Raw genomic sequence first — 19,179 nt, 5'->3', positions numbered from 1 at the left:
GGCCCGGCCGCACTCCGCGATCACCTCGTCCACCAACTCCGGCGGAAACGCCCGGGTCAGCACCCCGAGCGCAATCCGATCCGACAACCGCTCGCCTGCCGGCGACTTCACCTGTCCGGGCCTTGGCACACCTGACCCAACGACCCGAAAACACCAAAGTCACCGGTATTGCGTCTAGTGGGCCGCCAGCAGCGCCGCGACGACGACCACGGCCAGCACCACGACGAGGCTCAGTGCCACGCGCCTGGGATCCGCTCCCGTGGAGGGGCTCGACGGCTCACGGCGCCGGAAGGGGACCAGGACGAAACCCTGCGCGTCCCCGGTGTCATGGAGGTGGTGGCCGTGGTGTCCCTGGTGGGCCGGCCCGGCGCTGTGATGGTGTCCGCTGAATCCACCGCCGTGGTGGCCGCCCCCGCTGAATCCTCCGCCGCCGTGCATGGTGTTCACCCCGTTGCTCGTCATCCGTTCCTCACCGGCCCCTTCCCAGGTTCCGGCGGCCTACACCTGAACGGCCGGGGCGAGCCCGCCCGACACGGGACCGGCCGGACACGGAAGCGTCCGGGCGGGCGCCCGGCCTCAGGCGGCCTGCCCCAGCTTCAGCAGCGACGCCACCAGCCGGTCCACCTCCTCCCGCGTGTTGTAGAGCGCCAGCGACGCGCGGACCGCCGCGTCGAGGCCGTAGTGGCCCAGGGCCGGCTGTGCGCAGTGGTGGCCGGCCCGGACGGCTATGCCGTCACCGTCGAGCCGGTCGGCGATCTCGGCCGGGGTGCGGCCGGGCAGGGTGAAGGTCAGGACGCCGATCCGCCCGGCCGCGGGGCCGAGCAGTTCGAGGCCCGGGACCTGGGCCAGGGCCTGCTGCGCGTAGGCCGTCAGCCGCGTCTCGTAGTCCGCCACCGCCGTTCGGTCGAAGGCCGTCAGCCAGTTCAGGGCGGCCAGCAGCCCGGCCACGCCGGAGATGTGGCCGGTGCCGGCCTCGAAGCGGTGCGGGACGGGGGCGTACGTCGTACGGTCGAAGCTCACCGACTCGATCATGTTGCCGCCCGACTGCCACGGCGCCATGGTCTGGAGGATCTCCGGCCTGGCGTACAGGGCGCCGATGCCCGTGGGGGCGTAGATCTTGTGGCCGGAGAAGGTGTAGAAGTCGGCGTCCAGGCCGGTCACGTCGACCGGGAAGTGCGCCACCGCCTGTGCCCCGTCCACCAGGACCTTCGCCCGGTAGCGGTGCGCCAGAGCCGTCATCTCCCGTACCGGTGGCACGGTGCCGAGGACGTTCGAGGCGTGGCTGACGACCACGAGCCGGGTGCGCGCGGAGAGCAGATCGGCGTACGCGCCCTGGTCGACGGAGCCGTCCGGCCGCAGGGGTACGGGCACGACGCGGGCGCGGGTCTCCTTGGCGATCCGCTGCCAGGGCACGATGTTGGCGTGGTGCTCCAGCACCGGTACGAGGACGTCGTCCCCGGGGCCGAGGTGGGCACGTCCCCAGCTCTGGGCGACCAGGTTGATCGCCTCGGTCGTTCCCCGGGTGAAGACGATGCTCTCGGGCGAGGGCGCGCCCAGGAACTCCGCGACCGCGGCCCGGCCCGTCTCGTACATCTGAGTGGCCTCGCGCGCCATGGTGTGCGCGCCGCGGTGGATGTTGGAGTTGGCGGCGGCGTAGAACGCCGTGAGTGCCTCGATGACCTGGCGGGGCTTTTGTGTGGTGGCGCCGTTGTCCAGCCAGACCAGCGGTCGGCCGTTGACGGTCCGGTGCAGGACCGGTACGTCCCGGCGGGCCGCTTCGGGCGTGAATTCCCGGGTGGTGCCGGGTGGTTGGGGCTGCCCGGCCGCGACGTCAGGAGTAGTCATGGTACGTGGACACCTCGACGTTCTGGAGCACGGCGAGCGCGTCCTCCACCAGGACCGCCGCGTTGAAGTACGCCGTCATCAGGTACGACGTGATGCCCTTCTGGTCCACGCCCATGTTCTTCATCGCGAGGCCCGGTTCGACCTCGTCGGCGACCTTCGACGGCCGCAGGCCCACCACGCCTTGTTCGGCCTCGCCGAGGCGCATCAGCAGGATCTCGGTCGTGCCCACGCCCGCGCCGCCGGAGAAGCGCACCTTGTCCGAGGGCAGCAGGGGCACGCCGCGCCAGGTCAGCAGGGGGCTGCCGAAGCGGTTCTCGATCACCGGGGGTACGCCCCGGCGCGTACATTCACGGCCGAACGCGGCGATCGCCTTCGGGTGGGCGAGGAAGTACGCGGGCTGCTTCCACACCCGTGTCAGCAGTTCGTCGAGGTCGTCGGGGGTCGGGGCGCCCGTGCGGGTCTGGACACGCTGTCCGGAGGCGACGTTGTGGAAGAGCCCGAACTCCGGGTGGTACAGCATCGAGGCCTCCTGCCGCTCGCGCAGTGCGTGCACGGTGAGGTTGGCCTGGGCCCGCGTCTGGTCGATCGGCCCGTTGTAGAGGTCGGCGACGCGGGTGTGGACGCGCAGCACGGTCTGCGCGAGGGTCATGTGGTACTCGCGGGGCGTGTCCTCGTAGTCGACGAACGTCCCCGGCAGGTCGGGTTCGCCGTCGTGTCCCGCGGTGAGGTCGACGGGGACCTCGGCGCCGGCCATGACGTGGGCGCCCGCGACGTACGCGTCCAGTGCGGTGCGTAAGGTCGCGTCGCGCTCGGCGAGCCGGGCGAGTTCCGCGCGCTCCAGGGTGAGGGCGGTGCCCGCGGTCAGCGCCTGCACCCGGTAGGGCAGGGCCTCGGCGCCGGTCCAGGCGGCGAGGTCGAAGAACTGGCCGTCGCCGATGACGTCGAGGAGTGCGTCCGCGCCGTACTGTCCCGTCGCGCGCTTCTCCGCGCGTCCGTGCGCGATCACCCACAGCCGGTCGGCGGGGGCGCCTTCCTGGGCCAGGATCTCGCCGGGCCCGAAGGTCACCTGCGTGAAGGCGCCTGCGAGTTCCGCGAGCAGCGTCTCGTCCGCCTCACGCAGGTACGGCAGTTCGCGCAGGTCGCCCGCGATGACGCGCGGCGTGTCGTCGTCGGTCGTGCTGATGCGGTCGTCGCCGAGGACGTACGTGCGGCGCCGGTTGACCCGGTAGACGCCGGAGTCGACGTCCACCCAGGGCAGCGCGCGCAGCAGATAGCGGGGCGTGATGCCGCGCATCTGCGGTGTCGTCTTGGTCGTGTCGGCGAGTTGCCGTGCGGCGTCCGGGCCGAGGGTCAACCGCTCGCTCATGTGAACTCCTCGCAGGTAGGGCATGGGAACGAGGAGCGATCGTCTTCCCGACGAATGGTTCATCACAAGGGAGCATTTATCTGCTGATGGCAGGAATTGTCAGCCGCACGTCGCGTGGACCGTCGCATGCGTGTCCGAACGGCCTTCGTTGCCGCAGGTCGCGGCGAGCGGGATGACGGGGATTTTCTATCGGCACGGGAGCGGTCGTATCCCCAAAACGTCCACAGAGGGCCGAATTTCATCTCATATGAATGCTTGGTGAAACCCAAAGAGGTATTTATCATTGCCGCCCGGACAGAGCCGGGCGGCAAGGGACGACGACGGACGCTAACGGGCGGGTTCTACCGTCCCGCGAGCACGAACCAGCGGGCCGGCAGGTCGATGCGCGTGCCGTCGGTGAGGTACTCGGTCTGCGGCAGGCTCGTCGCACCCTCGGCGAGGACCGTCAGGCCCGCCGCGTCGAGCAGGCGCGGGATCTCCTCGTCGTCGGCGTCGGCGGGCTTGAGCCCGTGCTGGAAGACGCGCTGGAGCTTGGGCCCCGGGCCGGTCGGCTGGGTCGCGGCACGCCTCAGGACGTCCCGGGAGCCGGAGGTCAGTTCGACGACGAATGCGCGCCCCTCGGTGCCGATGATCCCGGCGACGGCGGCGGCGACCGCGGGCCGTGCCTCCGGTTCGCTCTGATGGATGACGGCGCGCATGTAGACGTGGGCGTCGCCGAGCCGCTCGTGCAGGGCGCGGACGGCGCCGGCGTCGGTCAGGTCGAGCTGCTGGAACTCCACCGTGTCGTCGTTCTTGGCGCGCCGAGCGTGCTCGACGGCGGCGTGCGAGAGGTCGACGCCGACGGCGCGGGCGAAGCGGGTGGCGAGGTAGCGGGTCGTGGTGCCGTTGCCGCAGCCCAGGTCGACGATGGTCCGCTCCGCGTCGGCGTGGGGCAGCAGAAGGGCGCTGTGCGGCTCGGCGGAGAGGGCGGGATCGCAGTCCCAGATCGCCTCGCCCGCCTCGTCGGAGGTCTCTCTCCAGTAACTTTCCCAGGCATTGCGGTAGTTGTCCGACACGTTCATGCGATCTCCCCACGGTTCGGTTCCGTGATCGGGATATCGCGGAGGCCCGGAGCGGGGCAAGTGCCGGGTGGGCACCTTCACGAGATGTGCGGGCGCCCCCGGGTGTGCCGGGGGCGCGCAAGGTCGGGATGCACGCCCCTTCCCCGGCTCATCCCTCCCCCGGACGCCCTTCGCTCACGGCCCTGCCGTGAGCACCTGTTCGAACCAGACCGTCTTGCGGTGCCCGCTCGCCGTGGCGCCCCATTCACGGGCCAGCCGGCTGACCACACGCAGCCCGCGCCCGGCCTCGTCGTGCGGACCGGCGCCGAGCATGGCGGGCAGGGCCGGTTCGTCGTCGGTGACCTCGAAGAGGAGGGCGTCGGCGAGGATCAGCCGCAGCCCGACCGGCTCGCTCACGGCGTGCCGTACGGCGTTGGTGACGACCTCGCTGACCAGCAGCTCGGCGGTGTCCACTGCCTGCGGCAGCCCCCAGTCGAGGAGTTGGGCGCGCACCAGGCGGCGGGCGCGGGCCACCTCGCGCGGGTCGGGGTCGAGCCGCCACTCGGCGACATGGCCGCCGGGGATGCCGTTGAGGCGGGCCATGAGCAGGGCGACGTCGTCCTTGCGGCCGCCGCGGGTGTTGAGGGCGCGGATGATGGTGTCGCAGGCGTCGTCCATCGAGGCGGCCGGGTGCGCGGCGGACTCGCACAGCGCGGCGAGGCCCTCGCCGATGTCGGAGCCGCGGACCTCGACCAGGCCGTCGGTGCACAGCACCAGCCGGTCGCCGGGCCCGACCGCGATGCGCAGGGACTCGAACGCGACGCCGCCGACGCCGATCGGGGCGCCGGTGGGCAGGTCGAGCAGTTCGCTGCTGCCGTCCTCGGCGCGCACCAGGACGGGCGGGATGTGACCGGCGTTGGCGAGGTGCAGCTCGCCGCGGATCGGGTCGTAGACGGCGTAGAGGCAGGTGGCGAGGTAGTTGTCGCCGAGGCGGCGGGCGAGGTCGTCGAGGTTGCGCAGGAGCTGGGCGGGCGGGGTCTCCATCGTGGCCATGGTCTGGACGGCGGTGCGCAACTGCCCCATCATCGCGGCCGAGTTGAGGCCGTGGCCCATGACGTCGCCGACGACGAGGGCGGTGCGCGAGCCGGGCAGTTTGATGGTGTCGAACCAGTCGCCGCCGATCCGGCCGAGCCGGGTGCCGGGCAGATAGCGGGTGGCCACGTCGCACCCGGCCATCCGCGGGTTCACCTGCGGCAGCATGCTGTCCTGGAGGGTGTCGGCGACGTTCTCCTGGTACGTGTACATGCGGGCGTTGTCGAGCACGAGGCCCGCACGGGCGGCGAGTTCGGCGCCGGTGGTGCGGTCCATGTCGTCGAAGGCGGGCCGGTCGGGGCGGCGCATCAGCACCATGAAGCCGAGGACGACGTTGCGGGCCTTGAGCGGCACGATCAGCAGCGAACGCCCGCCGATGAGCGGCCGCAGGTCGCGCTTCTCGAACTCGCCCGAGATCCGCTCGGACAGCTCCTCGGTGACCCGCGGGACCAGCACCGGCTCGCCGGTGACCATGCACTTGTAGAACGGGGTGTGTTCGGGGAAGGCGAAGGCCTCGCCGACGGGCACGGTGTCGTCCCAGCGGCCGGGTTCGTCGTTGTGCTCGACCCAGACGCGGAACATCACGGTGCTGGCGTCCGGCGGGCCGTCCGGGAAGCCCTCGCCCGCGAGGACGGCGGCGCGCAGATGGGTGCCGGCGAAGTCCGCGAAGCGGGGCACGGCGGCGCTGGTGACCTCGCGGATGGTCTCGCCGAGGTCGAGGGAGGAGCCGATGCCGGAGCTGACCTCGTTGAGGAACTCCAGCCGCTCGCGCACCGCGGCGTACTCCAGGTCCGCCTCGGCGCCGGCCGGGACGAGGGGCGGTGCGGAGCGCTGCTGGGGTACGACGGCCTCGGCGTGCCGGCGGCCCGGACGGCGGGGCACGCCCCAGTACGGGGTGACGGGCACCCGGTCGGACTGGCTGAACTCCAGGACTGGATAGCCCAGTTCGAGGACCTGGGCGACGATGCGGGAGCTGAGCCCCGGGCCCATGTTGGGCAGGATCTCGGGCAGCCGCCGTGCCAGCTCGTCGGAGGCGGGCAGTTCGGTGTGGCGGGCGAAGCCGGGCGAGATGCGCTCGGCGGTCTCGTCGTCGTAGCCGCGTTCGTCGCGCAGCCGGGTGGCGTCGGCGGCGAGCACGAGCAGCCGGGACGGGCCGGGGCCGACCAGCGGGTAGGCCCACCACAGCACGTCGAGCCGCTCGCCCTCCGGTGCCCCGCCGTGCGCGCTCTGGCGGGCGCGGCCCGCCGTGGCGTAGCCGGTGTGCCCGTCGAGCGAGGCCTCCAGGTCAGGTCCGGGTTCGTCGTACGGCGTGTACGCGTGCCGGGTGTCCTCGCCGTGCGCGTCGTCGGCCAGGGCTCCGGAGACCGGCAGCAGGTCGGCGGCGGGCCGCCCGACGGCGTCCTCGCGTCCGACGCCGAACAGCCGCCCGGCGCCGCTGCTCCAGTGGGACACGAGGCCGTCGCGGTCGACGACGACCACGGCCAGCGGAATGCGGCCCGCGACGGCGTCCCCCTCGCCGCGGCCGGGAGGCGTGTCCCGCGTGCTGCCACGGTCGTCGCCGAAATCCATGGCCCAGGCCCTTTCTCCCCTACGGCTGTTCGCAAACGATCTGTGAAGCCTGCCACTACCGTACGGCGGGGTACGGTCGCGATGTGTGGCAATCCTGGAATTGGATTCACCGGATCGCCCCGGCGCGCGCCGCTGGGTGCCGCGCGGGCGCCCCCCGCCGGCTCCCGCTGCGGCCGACGGTCAGTCCTCGTGGCCCAGTTGCAGGTCACGCTCGGTGCGACCGCCGCCCGCGACCTGGAGGACGGTGGCGACCGGCGGGTAGCCCGCGGCGATGACGGTGTATTCGCCGGAGGCGAGGTCGACGAAGCGGAACGTGCCGTCCGCTCCCGTGGTGAGGGTGTCGACGACGTTGCCCGCGGCGTCGAGGAGGGTGACGCGCGCGTCCTCCACGGGCCGTCCGCCGCTCGCCCGGACGGTGCCCCGCAGCACGGCGCCGCCCGCGAGTTCGACGTCCTGCCGGGTCTCCCGGGAGGCCTGCACGCTGATCGGGAGGGCGGCGGGGCGGTAGGCGGGGGCGCTGGCGGCCAACGTGTACTCACCGGCGACGAGTTCGGTGATGACGTAGCCGCCCTCGCGGCCGCTGCGGGTGGCGGCGACGACCTCGCCGTGCACGTTGGTGAGCGTGACGGTGGCGTCGCGCACGGGGGTGCCGTCGGCGGTGAGGACGCTGCCCGCGAGGCGTCCGGCGCCGCCGAGGACGACGTCGAGTTCGACGGGGCGTTCGCCGACGGTGACGGAGACGGCCTGCGGCTGGTGGCCGCCCGCGGCGGCGATGAGGACGTACGCGCCGGAGCCGGGTGTGCTGAGCGCGTACCGTCCGTCGTCGCCGCTCGCGCCCCGGCCGATCTGCTGTCCGCAGACGTCGATGAGGGTGAGGGCCGCGCGGGGCACCACGGTGCCGTCGGGGTGCTGCACCGTGCCGCGGACGGGGACGCCGGCGGCGTACGCCGAGCGGGCCTGCGGGATCGGGGGGTTCGCGGGCACGGTCACGGTCACGTGCACGGCCTCGGGCTCGTGGTCGGGTTCGGCGGTGGGGTGGGACACGAGCGGTTTCTCCTTGAGGAAGAAGGCGAGGAGCAGGCCGGCGACGAGCACCGGGACGAGGTAGAGGAAGATCCGGGGCATCGCGTCGGCGTAGGCGCGGATGTAGGCGTCGCGCAGCGCCGGGGGCAGCGCATGGACGAGCTGCGGGGTGATGGAGTCGGCGTCGGGCAGCCGGGCGCCCGCGCGCGGGGGCAGCTCCCTGCGCAGCGCGGAGGTGAGGCGGTCGGCGAAGAGGGTGCCGAAGACCGCGGCGCCGACGCTGCCGCCGATCTGCCGGAAGTAGTTGTTGGCGCTGGTGGCGGTGCCGAGGTCGGCGGGGCGTACGGAGTTCTGCACGGCGAGGACGAGGACCGGCATCACGAGGCCGATGCCGGCGCCGAGGACGGCCATCCAGATGCTGTAGTGCAGTCGGGGCGTGTCGACTTCGAGGCGCGAGAGCAGCCACATGCCGACGGCGGAGGCGGCGCTGCCGAGCAGGGGGAAGATCTTGTAGCGGCCGGTGCGGCTGATGAGCTGGCCGCCGATGACCGAGGCGCCGACGATGCCGGCCATCATCGGCAGCATGAGCAGGCCGGACTCGGTGGCGCTGGCGCCGTCGACCATCTGCAGGAAGGTGGGCAGATAGCTGGCGGCGCCGAACAGGGCGACGCCGATGACGAGCCCCACCAGGCCGCTGACGTCGAAGACGGAGTCGCGGAACAGCCGGAGCGGGATGAGGGGTTCGGCGGCGAAGCGCTCGGCGACGAGGAAGAGCACGGACGCGGCGAGGGCGCCCGCGCCCAGGCCGAGGATCTGCCGCGAGCCCCAGGCGTACTCGGTGCCGCCCCAACTGGTCAGCAGTACCAGGCAGGTGGAGGCGGCGGCGAGGAGCAGCGAGCCGAGGACGTCGAAGCGCCCGCGCGCGGCGGGTTTGGGCAGTTTCAGTACGAGGGTGACGACGGCGAGGGTGACCAGTCCGAAGGGGACGTTGACGTAGAAGCACCAGCGCCAGGAGAGGTGGTCGGTGAAGTAGCCGCCGAGCAGCGGGCCCGCGACGGAGGCGAGGCCGAAGGCGGCGCCGATCAGGCCCATGTAGCGGCCACGTTCGCGGGGCGGCACGATGTCGGCGATGATCGCCTGCACACCGATCATGAGCCCGCCCGCGCCGACGCCCTGGAGTGCGCGGAAGGCGATCAGCTGGTCCATGGACTGGGCCCGGCCGGCGAGCGCGGAGCCGAGCACGAAGACCGCGATGGCGAACTGGAAGACGCCCTTGCGGCCGACCAGGTCGCCGAGTTTGCCGTACAGGGGCAGGCCGACGGTGGAGGTGAGCAGGTAGGCGGTGATCGCCCAGCTCATCCGGTCCAGGCCGTGCAGTTCGCCGACGATCTTCGGCAGCGCGGTGGCGACGATCATCTGGTCGAGCGCCGCGAGGAGCAGGGCGAGCATCAGCCCGAGGAACACCAACCGCACACGGCGGGCGCCCGGCCGGGGCGCGGGGGTCTGCGGTGCGGCGGGGCTCTCCGGTCCGGCGGGCGCCACGACCCGCTCCTGCTCCACCAGTGTCGTGCCGCCCACGTGCCGCTCCTCTCGTCACACCTGCTCACATTTCCCGCGTAAGGCGTCAACTGTGAACAACTGCGGTGAGTTACGGAATCGTTCCGGGCACGGCGGAGATGCACTCGAACCGGTGAAGGGGCCCAACACCCCTTCACCGGTGGAGCGTTGGACCTACTTCTCGACCTCGGCGGCGAGGTTGGCGAGCAGGGCGTCGTAGATCCGGCCGAGGCCCTTGGGGGCGAAGGTCTTCTCGAAGAAGCCGCCGATGCCGCCGGCGCCCTGCCAGGTGGTGGTGACGACGACCCGGGACCTGCCCTCGCCGGCGGGAGTGACGCGCCAGGTGGTGACCATGGAGGAGTTGCGGTCCTTCTCGACCAGTTCGCCGTCGGTGGGCTCGCCGACCTCCAGCAGGCAGTCGCGCACCCGCTTGCTGGTGGCCTGGAGCCTCCAGTGGACGAGGGTGCCCTCGCCGTCGCCGCCCTCGCGGACCTCGTACTCGCTGAACTGCTCCGGCAGCAGCTTCTGCCGGGTACCGCTGTAGTCGGCGAGGGCGTCGAACACCTTCTCCGCGTCCGCCGCGACGACCCGCTCCGTAGTGGCCTCGACCTGCGCCATTGCGTTCCTCCAGGACCTGCGTTTCTCGGGGTTGGGGCAAGCCAACCACCCCGGTGCCCGGCCCCCCAAATCGGGGGGTGTCAACGCGGGCGCACGATCACGGGAACAGATGTTCTATTGTGTGCGGCAGTGCTACCGAGGAGGCGTCATGCGCTGGGAGAACCTCACCGTCCGGCCTGCGGCGACCGTCGAACCGCAGGAGCCGGCCGCGCACGGCCGGGCCGCCGAGCCCGCCCTGTTCGGCGCGGACGCCGTGGTCAGCCGGACGTTCGACACGCCCGAGTTCCGCGGGATCACCTTCCACGAGGTCCGGGCGCGCTCGGTGCTGAACCGGGTGCCGGGCGCCTCGCGCACGCCGTTCGAGTGGACCGTCAATCCCTACCGCGGGTGCAGCCACGCGTGCGTGTACTTCACCGCATGACCCTATTGAGCCCGGGAGGGCCGATGCTCAGCACTCCGAACGCGGACAAGGCCTGGAAAGGCATGACGAGGTCATTCCCGACCCCGGAGGCGCCAGGCCGGTATGCCGCCCCGAGCAAGGCGGAGAGGACGGCTTACGCCGTGCTGCTGCGTGGACCGGCTGCGCGCTCGGGCGGCGCCGACGCGAGTCAGTGGCTGCTGCTGCGCGACCGCACAGCGAAGCGCCTGTGACCGACGCACCAGCACCAGCCGCACTTCAGGAACGCGTCAGCCGCCCAAGACGCTCACCGGGGCGCTTTTCGTGTGTCCGCTCAGGTCAGCGCAGGCCGTCTGTGTCGTCGTGCTCTTCGCCGACGGGGAGTGGCCGACGGTCCTCCCCCGGGCCCTCGCCGTAGATGACCGCGGAGACCGCGCTGTCGTAGGCATCGTTGAGGCCGTTGCCCTTTGTGCCGAGCATGTTCTCCCGGAGCTGCCGGGAAATTAGTGAGATGCGTGTCGGGTCAAGTTGCCGTTGACGCTGCGGCCATGACATAGCAGGCGAGTTCACAAGGGTCGACGGGGCGGGCGGGGAGCGGCTCGCTGTGGTGGCCGTGCCGCTCGAGCAGGGGGCGGACCTGCTTCCGGAGGGCACGCATCCGGTTTCCGCCGATCTTCAGGAGATGGGCCGTGGGTGAGACGAGCAGGCCGCGCCGGTCGGCCCAGACGATGTTCTCGGTGCCATACCGCCGTGCGTCACTTTCCGGCACTGATCAGGCGGGATACGCTCATTCACAGCCCGTAACGATCGAGGATGTCCCCCCGCCCGAGCAAGGTCGTCGGCGTCCTGCGCGTGCTGGAGGAGTCCGGCATCGCTTGCAGCAACGGCCCCCAGATGCGAGCGGGCCGATACTGCGCGTACGCGGACACCGCCCTCACCCTATGCGTGCCCGGCCTTCACGAAGTCACATCCCTTCCAGGGGCACTTCACCTGCTGTGCCCGCATACACGGGGCTGGTGTGGCAACGTGGGCTCAGGCGGGTTCCGTCACTCCCCCGTGGTGGCGGACCCGCCTCTCTACCCGACCGTGTCATCCAGAGGACGCCTTCCGGTCGTGTCCGCTCGCCCGATCGACGTCTGGGTCAACGACGCCTTCACCACGGTGTTCGCGGAGCTCACCGACATCGAGCCGGACGAGTTCCGCCGGGTCACCGAGGTCTGCTACCTCGGTTACGTGTACGGCACGCAGGCAGCCCTGCGCCGGATGCTGCCGCGCGACCACGGTGTCGTCGTACAGGTCGGCTCGGCGCTCGCCTACCGCGGCATCCCCCTGCAGTCCGCCTACTGCGGCGCCAAGCACGCGACCCAAGGCTGGAACGAGGCAGTGCGCTGCGAACTCCTGCACCGCCGCAGCGGGGTGGCGGTCACCATGGTCCAGCTGCCGGCTTTCAACACCCCCGGTTCGACTGGTCGTTGAGCGCGGCGCGCACGGCCGCTTCGGCGAACGGGCGGCATCGCGCGCCCCGCAGCCATGGGCGTCTCGTCATCACGACGCGCTCGCCTTGGCCGGAGTCGCGGCGGCCACGGCCGCGGCCGGTTCGGCGGTGCGGCACCGCCCTCGGCGGCGCTAGGCGACGTCCCGCACCACCACCTCGCACGGTTGGTGGCAGAATCGGGTGATCAGGCGTCTGCCCCGATAGGCTGAGTGCCCGGCCGACGGCCCGCTCATGTGGCGATGCGGGCAGGGTACTCGTTGTCCCATGGAAGTCGTCGCGCGCGTGGACGCGTACCAGCGCCGGCACCGCTGGGTGGGGTTCCCGCTGGCTGTGGTTTACAAGTTCTTCGACGACCAGGGCAGCTATCTCGCGGCCCTGCTCGCTTACTACGCCTTCGTGTCCCTTTTCCCACTCCTGCTGATCCTGGTGGCCGTCCTCGGCACCCTCCTCAGTGGCGATCCCGGCCTGCGACAGCATGTCCTCGACTCAGCGCTGGCCGAGTTCCCCGTCATCGGTGATCAGCTGGGCCACAGTGTTCACCCCCTGCACGGCAGCGGACTCGCCCTCGCGGCCGGTGTCATCGGCACTCTGTACGGCGCCTTGAACGTGGGGCAGGCCGCCCAGTACGCGCTGAACAAGATCTGGGCCGTCCCCCGCCACGCCCGGCCGGACCCACTCCGTTCCCGGCTGAAGGGGCTTGCGTTCCTGGTGATCCTGGGAACCGGGCTGTGCGTGACCACGCTGCTGTCCTCGGCGGTGGCGGCCGCAACGGTGTTCGGCACCCGGCCGGCGGCCGGGGCGCGGGTCGCCGCGGTCGCCGGGGCGGTCGTGCTGAACACCGGACTGATCGTGCTGAGCCAGCGGGTCCTGACCCAGCGCGAGCTGCCGGTGCGCCGACTGGCCCGGGCGGCCCTCGGCGGCGCCTGCGCCTGGCAGCTCGTGCAGTGGGGCGGCTCCTACTACGTCAGCCATGTGCTCCGGGGAGCCACAGCGACCTACGGGATGTTCGGTATCGTCCTCGGCCTGCTGGCCTGGCTCTACCTGGGCGCCCTGATCTTCCTGAGCACGGCGGAGGTGAGCGCGGTCCGTGTGGGACGGATGTGGCCGCGCAGCCTGCTGACTCCGTTCACCGACCGGGTGCGCCTGAGCCCGGGGGACCGCCGCGCCTATCAGTCGTACGCGACCACGGAGGCCTTCAAGGGCTTCGAGAAGATCCGGGTGCGCTTCACCCGGCCTCCAGGACCTCCGCGGCCCCCTGGTCGGTAACCGACGCGGAACGTCACGTGACCACGGTGGAGCTACCGGAGGGGCGGGTGACGGCCCAGGCTGCCTCGATCATCCGAAAGATCTCGTCGAGCGCCGCATCCGGGTCGGCCGCCTCACGGGCCAGTGAATAGGCGTCGATCACGAACCTGGCGATGGTTCGGCAGGCCGTCGTGGTCCGAGACAGGTCGGGGTCGGCGGCGATGGCCGTTGCCAGCGACTCCGCGTGGCGCAGCCTCATCGACTCCTCGTACTCCCGCAGGGCGGGTGATTCGTCGATCATGCGCCAGACCGGGGTGGCGCTGTCCGCCGCGCAGTGCCGCACCAGGGACTGGATCTCGCGGCGCAGCGCGGGAATGAGCGGCTCGTGCGGCGCCCGGCCGGTGACCGCCTGCGTGAGGCGTTGCTCGAAGTCGTCGTCCTGCTCGAACACCAGGGCCTCTTTCGAGGCGAAGTGGGAGAAGACCGTGGTGACGGCCACGTCGGCCTCGGCGGCCACGTCACGGATACCCACCGCGTCGAATCCGCGTTCCAGGAAGAGCCGTAGGGCAGTGTCAGCGATCTTCTGGCGGGTTGCGGCTTTCTTGCGCTCACGGCGCCCGGGCGACACGGTCATGATCTGAAACTACCAGATGCAAAATCACAACAGATGTGAACTCCTAACGGTTAGTGTTACTGTCGGCCGCATGAAGAGAGTGAGCTTCGCCGAGTTCGGCGGTCCGGACGTACTGCGACTCCTGGACGCCGAGGAGCCCCACGCGGGCCCAGGTCAGATACGCATCGCCGTGCGGGCGGCGGGCGTGAATCCCGTCGACTGGAGGATCCGCGAAGGCCAGATCCTTGGTGCTCATCCGGTCGAGTTGCCCTCCGGGGTCGGGCTGGACGCCTCCGGGGTGGTGGACCAGGTCGGCGAGGGCGTCGAAGGGGTCAGGGTCGGCGACCACGTGTTCGGCGAGGGCTCAAGCACCTATGCCGAGTTCGCCGTGCTGTCGGCCTGGGCCCGTATGCCCGACAGACTGACGTTCGAAGAGGCTGCCGGTTACCCCTCCGTGGTGGAGACCGCGCTGCGCATCATCCGCGAGGTCGGCGTACGGTCCGGGCAAACGCTGCTGGTCAGCGGCGCGTCCGGCGGAGTCGGCTCGGCGGTGCTGCAGATCGCCCGCGACCGCGGCATCACGGTCATCGGCACCGCTGGGGCAGCGAACCAGGACTATCTGCGCAGCCTGGGCGCCCTCGCGACGACGTACGGCGAAGGCTGGGTCGAGCGGGTGCGGCAGCTCGGCCATGTCGACGCGGCCCTCGATCTGGCCGGCTCGGGCGTGATCCGCGAACTCGTCGAGCTGACCGGGGATCCGCGGAAGGTGACCTCCATCGCCGATCTCGGTGCGCCGGAATTCGGTGTCCGCTTCTCCGGCGTGGCCGGGAGCATGCCAGAAGCGCTCGCCGAGGCCGTCGGCCTCATCTCACGGGGAAAGCTCCGTATCCCGGTCGAGAAGTCGTACGCGCTCTCCGAGGCCGCGGCGGCGCACATCGACAGCCGGGCCGGTCACACGCGCGGGCGTCGGGTTCTGGTCATTTGACCGACGGCGCCGTCGGCTCTCGCGCCGGTGGTTGACGGCGTCGTACCGGGGCACCCTTCGGCCATGGAGGACAGCCGTCCAGCCCACCCACCGACCCGCGCCTTCGTGCTGGGCGGCGGCGGTGCGCTCGGCGCCTACGAGGTCGGCATGCTCAAGGCGCTCTTCGCCGCCGCCGTGCACCCGGACGTCGTCGTCGGCACCTCCGTCGGCGCGATCAACGGCGCAGCCGTCGCCGCCGATCCGTCGCGGGCGTCGGTGGCCCGGCTCGCCGACCTGTGGACCGGCCTTGGACGTGCCGGAGTGTTCTCCGGATCACTGCTCAGACGGATGAGTACCGTCGTACGCAGCGGCACTCACATGTACCACCCCACACCCCTGCGCGAACTGCTCTCCTCCCACCTTCCAATGACGGACATCGAAAATCTGGCCCTGCCGTTCCAGTGCGTGGCGGCGAACATCGAGCGGGCCGCCGAGCACTGGTTCGCCGCCGGACCGCTGGTGGATGCCGTGCTCGCTTCGTGCGCAGTACCCGGGCTGCTGCCGCCCGTCCCCCTTGACGGCGAGCACTACGTCGACGGCGGTCTGGTCAACAGCATCCCCGTCGGCCGCGCGGTGGCCCTCGGTGCGACCGAGGTCTATGTGCTGCAGGTCGGCCGTGTCGAGCGAGCCCTCTGCCCGCCGCGGGCCCCGTGGCAGGTGGCGCTGGTGGCGTTCGAGATCGCTCGCAGACACCGATTCGCCCGCGACATGGCGGACCTGCCGCCCGGCGTCACGGTCCGCGTGCTGCCGTCCGGCTCCGGTCCCGAAGAAGGCACAGCCACGCTGCGGCAGTTGCGCCACCGCAGCTTCGGCCGGACCGCCGAGCGCATCGAGCGCGCCTACGCCGCCTCCTCCCGCTATCTCGAGACCGCTCTCAGCACACCCGACGGCGAGCCATGACCGATGCGAGTACGTCCCAAAGACACGCGGCGCGACTGGCCGGGGCACTGGTAACCGGGCTGCGCCGCACAGCCACCACCACGCTGCTGTTCGCCCTCATCCCGACGGTGGCCACGCTCGCCCTCGCCGCAGGCGTGCTCTGCGCGCCGGTCTCCCTCGTCACACGCGGCCCCTGGAAACCGGTGCGGATCACCAGCTTCGCGCTTTTCTACCTCCTGGTGGACTTGGCCGGGCTGATGGCCGCCGCCATTCTGTGGGTGCGACAGCTGCCCGACAAACAGAACCGCGAGGAGCGACGCGCCGCGGACGCATTCGCCGTGCTGGAGCGGCTGCTGCGGCTGCTACGACGCGCAGGCGAGCGAGTCTTCCGGCTCCGGGTGGAAGTGATGCCCTCGCCACCAGGCGAGACCGGACACGCCGTGGTACCGGTCCTCGTCTTCGCACGGCACGCCGGGGTCGGTGACTCCTTCCTGCTGCTCCAGATATTGCTCAGCCAGGCCGGGTTGCGCCCGCACACCGTTCTGAAGCGGACGCTACGCGCCGACCCCGCTCTCGACGTCCTCATCGGGCGGGTCCCCCACTGCTTCCTCCCGCCCCTCGACGGCCGCGCCGAGGACGCGATCGGGGAGCTGGCGGCCAAGCTGGGCCCGGGCGACGCCCTCGTGATCTTTCCGGAGGGCGGCAACTTCACACCGCGCCGCCGCCGGCGCGCGATCGCCTCACTGCGCCGCCGGGGATTGCCGCGCCGGGCATCCCGCGCGGCACAGATGCACCATGTCCTCCCACCGCTGGACGCCGGCGCACTCGCCGCGATCGCCGCCGCGCCCGCTGCCGACGTGGCCTTCGTCGCCCACACCGGCCTCGACGTCGTCCACTCGGCGCGCACCGTTTGGAGCCAGCTGCCGCTCCGCGACGGCGTGCGAGCGCGCTGGTGGCGCATACCCGCAAGCCGCGTCCCACTGGGCGATGATGCCCGCAGCGAGTGGCTGCTCACCCAGTGGGCCCGCGTCGACCACTGGATCACCGACCACGCCACCCCAGACGCGGCGCACGCTTGAGCCATGGCGTGGCTTCCAAGCCCTCGTCACCCGATGAACTGCTCCCGGGCAAAACCCAGGCCTGAGGCACCCGGCCGGTCGCCACAGGCACCACGACTATGGCTGCTCGCTTTCTGCCTCCCGCTGCTCTTCCATGCGCTGCCTTATCCGTTCGACGGTTTCGGCGGAAATCTCTCCACCTGAGGCAGGTATCAGTTCGTCAGGGTCGAAACGCCGCTCCGGTTCGGTGTCCCGGCGCTTCGTGCCGTCGTCGGCCTCGGGCGTCTCTTTGTCGGGTGAATCCCGCATCAGTGTCACCTCGCAACCTCCACCGGCGAGCCCTCCATCAACTTTGCCTCGGACGCCATGAGGCCCGGCGCAGCCTCGGCGGCGTTGACCGGCCCGACACGTGAGCCCGACCGACAAGCCGCGCCTGCCCGCGGCTGACCGCCGCGCTCACGTGTCGGGCCGGACGTGCTCGCCAAAGCCTCGGCGCTCGTCCTCGTCCCTGACCAGCACCGACAGCAGGGATGCCACGGTCAGGCCTGCCTCGGCCGGATGGCGAAGAACTCTGTCCGGGTCGATGCTGTACCGATTGACGCGGCCGACCCGCGTGTGCGAGAGATACCCGTTCTGCTCCAGGTCCACGATGATCTTTTGAACAGCGCGTTCCGTAAGCCGGCAGCGCGCCGCGATGTCACGGACGCGCGCGTTGTGGTTATCGGCGATGCTGGCCAGTACCCGCGCGTGATTGGTCAGGAACGTCCACCCGTTGTGCGGCTCGGGCACTCCATCAGCCATGACTCCATCGTACGACCTCGCGTTCACGCACTCCAAAGTACGAACTTGGATTCGTGTAGGGCTTGACGCGTCATGGGGTACGGATGAGCCTGGAGGAGACATGCGGAGGAGGCGAGCATGAACCAACCGTCCCAGAACAGGTCCCCCGCAAGCGACGAAACCGACGGCACACTGTCGCCCTGCACGACTCTGCTCGTGCAGGCGGGGCCGCCCGGCGTCCGCGTATCCGTCGCCGTGAGCGGGAAGTTCTGCCTCGACAACAGTCAGCGCCTCAGGCACGCCCTCAGCAAAGCCCTCGCGAAGTCGGAGGAGGGCGTGGACCTCGACCTCGGCGAACTCATGTTCGTGGACTGCTCCGCGCTCAACGTGCTCCTGACCGCACGCCGCGACGCACTCACGACGGGAAAAACGATCACCGTCACCGAGGCCAGCCCCGCCACGGAACGCCTGCTGACCTACACCGACACCTACCCCCTCTTCTCCCCCGCGCACGACCACGCCCACCCGGCCGACGACAGGCCCGGCCGGATGCGCGAGGGCCCCGAGGACGGCCTCCTGCAGACCGAGGTGATCCAGTTGCGGCGTGCGCTGCGGACCCGGCCGGAGATAGACCTGGCACGCGGCATCCTCATGGCCTCCTTCGGCCTGAACGCCGACGAGGCGTGGAAGGTACTGGTCGCTGCATCACAGAACACCAACACCAAACTGCACCGCCTGGCCGAAGACGTGGTCACCACCGTGCAGGGCACGTCTCTGCCGGACCCGGTCCAAAAGCAGCTCACGGCAGCCGTCGCCCGAACACGTCTGGCCGACGGACACCCCCAGCACCGGACCTGCGGAGGCCAGACCCGGCGCCCGATGCTCCAAGGCCAGGAGCATGCATAGACCGGGCGCACGTCACTCGGTGCGTGCGCAGGACGGCTGAGGGCCGAAGTGCCGCTCCAGCGCCGAACACTGCTGCTTCCCCGTAGGGGAGGCACCCGTCCTCAGACGTAGCACCTCACGGCACAGCCCAGGAGTAGTCGTGACACCACAGATCGGCGGTCCCCCGCACTCGCGGACATCAGGGACAAGGCCCAGGCCCGACGACGAGGCCCGGTCACAGGCCGATGGATACCCAGGCTCCCTCACCGGCCGGCTCACAAGGTCGCCCTGCCGCCGACGAGTGGGCCATTGGCGCTACGAAGCATCGGGCGTGCTCCAGATTTTCGCCGCACCGCCGATGAGAGGAACCATTTTCCGGGAACCCGTGAACGAGGAGAAAGTACCCACTACAGGAGTCATGCCATGATCGCACTCGGAATCATTCTGCTCATAGTCGGTTTCGTCACAGGAATATCGATCCTGTGGACCATAGGCCTCATTCTGGCGGTGGTCGGAATCGCCTTGTGGGCCATGGGGTCAATGGGTCACGCAGTCGCCGGCCGACGTCACTACTGGTGATTTTGGTGGCGTGCCGTCTGCCTGGGATCCGGAAGCTCTTCATGGTATGAGCTCTGCTCGATCAGGCTGGTGACGTGCGACTAGACGGCATAGAGGGGCGGGATCCGGATTTCA

The 19,179-nt window shown here is 70.8% G+C and carries 18 protein-coding genes and 2 pseudogenes; 9 read left to right on the top strand and 11 right to left on the bottom strand.

Features of this window, described 5'->3' with window-relative positions; translation table 11 throughout:
* Positions 1-174 precede the first annotated feature (174 nt).
* The 7 genes from BIV23_RS33185 to BIV23_RS33155 all read right to left on the bottom strand — a co-directional run bounded on the left by BIV23_RS33185 (position 175) and on the right by BIV23_RS33155 (position 10,110).
* On the bottom strand, positions 175-462 hold the full coding sequence (locus tag BIV23_RS33185; RefSeq protein WP_071384682.1) for a hypothetical protein: 288 nt from the start codon (positions 460-462) through the stop codon (positions 175-177).
* 114 nt (positions 463-576) lie between these two features.
* Positions 577-1,845, bottom strand: coding sequence for a cysteine desulfurase (locus BIV23_RS33180; RefSeq protein ID WP_079173567.1), 1,269 nt, complete (start codon positions 1,843-1,845; stop codon positions 577-579).
* A complete protein-coding gene (locus BIV23_RS33175) occupies positions 1,832-3,211 on the bottom strand; it encodes a family 2B encapsulin nanocompartment shell protein (RefSeq protein WP_071384681.1) in 1,380 nt (459 codons plus the stop codon). The genes BIV23_RS33180 and BIV23_RS33175 overlap by 14 nt, the downstream gene beginning before the upstream one ends.
* 341 nt (positions 3,212-3,552) lie before the next feature.
* Positions 3,553-4,272, bottom strand: a complete 720-nt coding sequence (locus tag BIV23_RS33170) for a class I SAM-dependent methyltransferase (RefSeq protein WP_071384680.1) — start codon at positions 4,270-4,272, stop codon at positions 3,553-3,555.
* Positions 4,273-4,446: 174 nt separating this feature from the next.
* A complete protein-coding gene (locus tag BIV23_RS33165; RefSeq protein ID WP_071384679.1) occupies positions 4,447-6,912 on the bottom strand; it encodes an ATP-binding SpoIIE family protein phosphatase in 2,466 nt (821 codons plus the stop codon).
* 180 nt (positions 6,913-7,092) lie between these two features.
* A complete protein-coding gene (locus tag BIV23_RS33160; RefSeq protein ID WP_071384678.1) occupies positions 7,093-9,513 on the bottom strand; it encodes an MFS transporter in 2,421 nt (806 codons plus the stop codon).
* Positions 9,514-9,666: 153 nt separating this feature from the next.
* Complete coding sequence (locus tag BIV23_RS33155) at positions 9,667-10,110, bottom strand: SRPBCC family protein (RefSeq protein ID WP_071384677.1); 444 nt, start codon at positions 10,108-10,110, stop codon at positions 9,667-9,669.
* 148 nt (positions 10,111-10,258) lie between these two features.
* Between BIV23_RS33155 and BIV23_RS33150 the strand changes: the two are divergent.
* Both BIV23_RS33150 and BIV23_RS33145 read left to right on the top strand, forming a co-directional pair.
* Positions 10,259-10,519 (top strand): annotated as a pseudogene (locus BIV23_RS33150) (Rv2578c family radical SAM protein); the annotation flags it as partial.
* 35 nt (positions 10,520-10,554) lie between these two features.
* Positions 10,555-10,761: a hypothetical protein gene (locus tag BIV23_RS33145; protein WP_071384675.1), complete on the top strand. Its 207-nt coding sequence runs from the start codon at positions 10,555-10,557 to the stop codon at positions 10,759-10,761.
* 85 nt (positions 10,762-10,846) lie between these two features.
* Here BIV23_RS33145 and BIV23_RS50730 read toward each other — a convergent pair whose 3' ends face one another.
* On the bottom strand, positions 10,847-10,987 hold the full coding sequence (locus BIV23_RS50730) for a hypothetical protein (protein WP_177240124.1): 141 nt from the start codon (positions 10,985-10,987) through the stop codon (positions 10,847-10,849).
* 648 nt (positions 10,988-11,635) lie between these two features.
* Here BIV23_RS50730 and BIV23_RS52510 point away from each other — a divergent pair.
* Both BIV23_RS52510 and BIV23_RS33130 read left to right on the top strand, forming a co-directional pair.
* Positions 11,636-11,985: pseudogene (locus tag BIV23_RS52510) on the top strand (SDR family NAD(P)-dependent oxidoreductase); the annotation flags it as partial.
* Positions 11,986-12,266: 281 nt separating this feature from the next.
* A complete protein-coding gene (locus BIV23_RS33130; protein ID WP_071384673.1) occupies positions 12,267-13,268 on the top strand; it encodes a YihY/virulence factor BrkB family protein in 1,002 nt (333 codons plus the stop codon).
* Between the two features lie 13 nt (positions 13,269-13,281).
* On the opposite strand, the gene BIV23_RS33125 is transcribed toward BIV23_RS33130, so the two are convergent.
* Positions 13,282-13,881, bottom strand: coding sequence for a TetR/AcrR family transcriptional regulator (locus BIV23_RS33125; protein ID WP_071384672.1), 600 nt, complete (start codon positions 13,879-13,881; stop codon positions 13,282-13,284).
* Between the two features lie 70 nt (positions 13,882-13,951).
* On the opposite strand from BIV23_RS33125, the gene BIV23_RS33120 reads away from it, so the two are divergent.
* From BIV23_RS33120 to BIV23_RS33110, 3 genes are all read left to right on the top strand, one after another.
* A complete protein-coding gene (locus BIV23_RS33120; RefSeq protein WP_071384671.1) occupies positions 13,952-14,845 on the top strand; it encodes an NADP-dependent oxidoreductase in 894 nt (297 codons plus the stop codon).
* Between the two features lie 63 nt (positions 14,846-14,908).
* Positions 14,909-15,784 (top strand): patatin-like phospholipase family protein, encoded by an 876-nt coding sequence (locus tag BIV23_RS33115; RefSeq protein ID WP_071384670.1) that lies wholly within the window; start codon positions 14,909-14,911, stop codon positions 15,782-15,784.
* Complete coding sequence (locus BIV23_RS33110; protein WP_071384669.1) at positions 15,781-16,842, top strand: 1-acyl-sn-glycerol-3-phosphate acyltransferase; 1,062 nt, start codon at positions 15,781-15,783, stop codon at positions 16,840-16,842. The genes BIV23_RS33115 and BIV23_RS33110 overlap by 4 nt, the downstream gene beginning before the upstream one ends.
* Positions 16,843-16,938: 96 nt before the next feature.
* On the opposite strand, the gene BIV23_RS49820 is transcribed toward BIV23_RS33110, so the two are convergent.
* The gene (locus tag BIV23_RS49820; protein ID WP_143079160.1) at positions 16,939-17,139 is read right to left on the bottom strand and encodes a hypothetical protein; all 201 of its coding nucleotides are present in this window, start codon (positions 17,137-17,139) and stop codon (positions 16,939-16,941) included.
* 138 nt (positions 17,140-17,277) lie between these two features.
* Positions 17,278-17,622 carry a helix-turn-helix transcriptional regulator gene (locus BIV23_RS33105; RefSeq protein WP_071384668.1) on the bottom strand — a complete coding sequence of 115 codons (345 nt, stop codon included), beginning with the start codon at positions 17,620-17,622 and terminating at the stop codon, positions 17,278-17,280.
* 117 nt (positions 17,623-17,739) lie between these two features.
* Between BIV23_RS33105 and BIV23_RS33100 the strand changes: the two genes are divergently transcribed.
* On the top strand, positions 17,740-18,507 hold the full coding sequence (locus BIV23_RS33100; RefSeq protein ID WP_071384667.1) for an ANTAR domain-containing protein: 768 nt from the start codon (positions 17,740-17,742) through the stop codon (positions 18,505-18,507).
* Between the two features lie 402 nt (positions 18,508-18,909).
* Entirely contained in the window at positions 18,910-19,065 is a 156-nt protein-coding gene (locus BIV23_RS52505; RefSeq protein WP_143076795.1) for a DUF6131 family protein, read from the top strand.
* Positions 19,066-19,179: the final 114 nt, after the last annotated feature.

Source organism: Streptomyces monashensis (genome assembly GCF_001866665.1).
GTDB classification, from domain to species: Bacteria; Actinomycetota; Actinomycetes; order Streptomycetales; family Streptomycetaceae; genus Streptomyces; species Streptomyces monashensis.
This window is presented reverse-complemented; position numbering and strand designations above follow the sequence as displayed.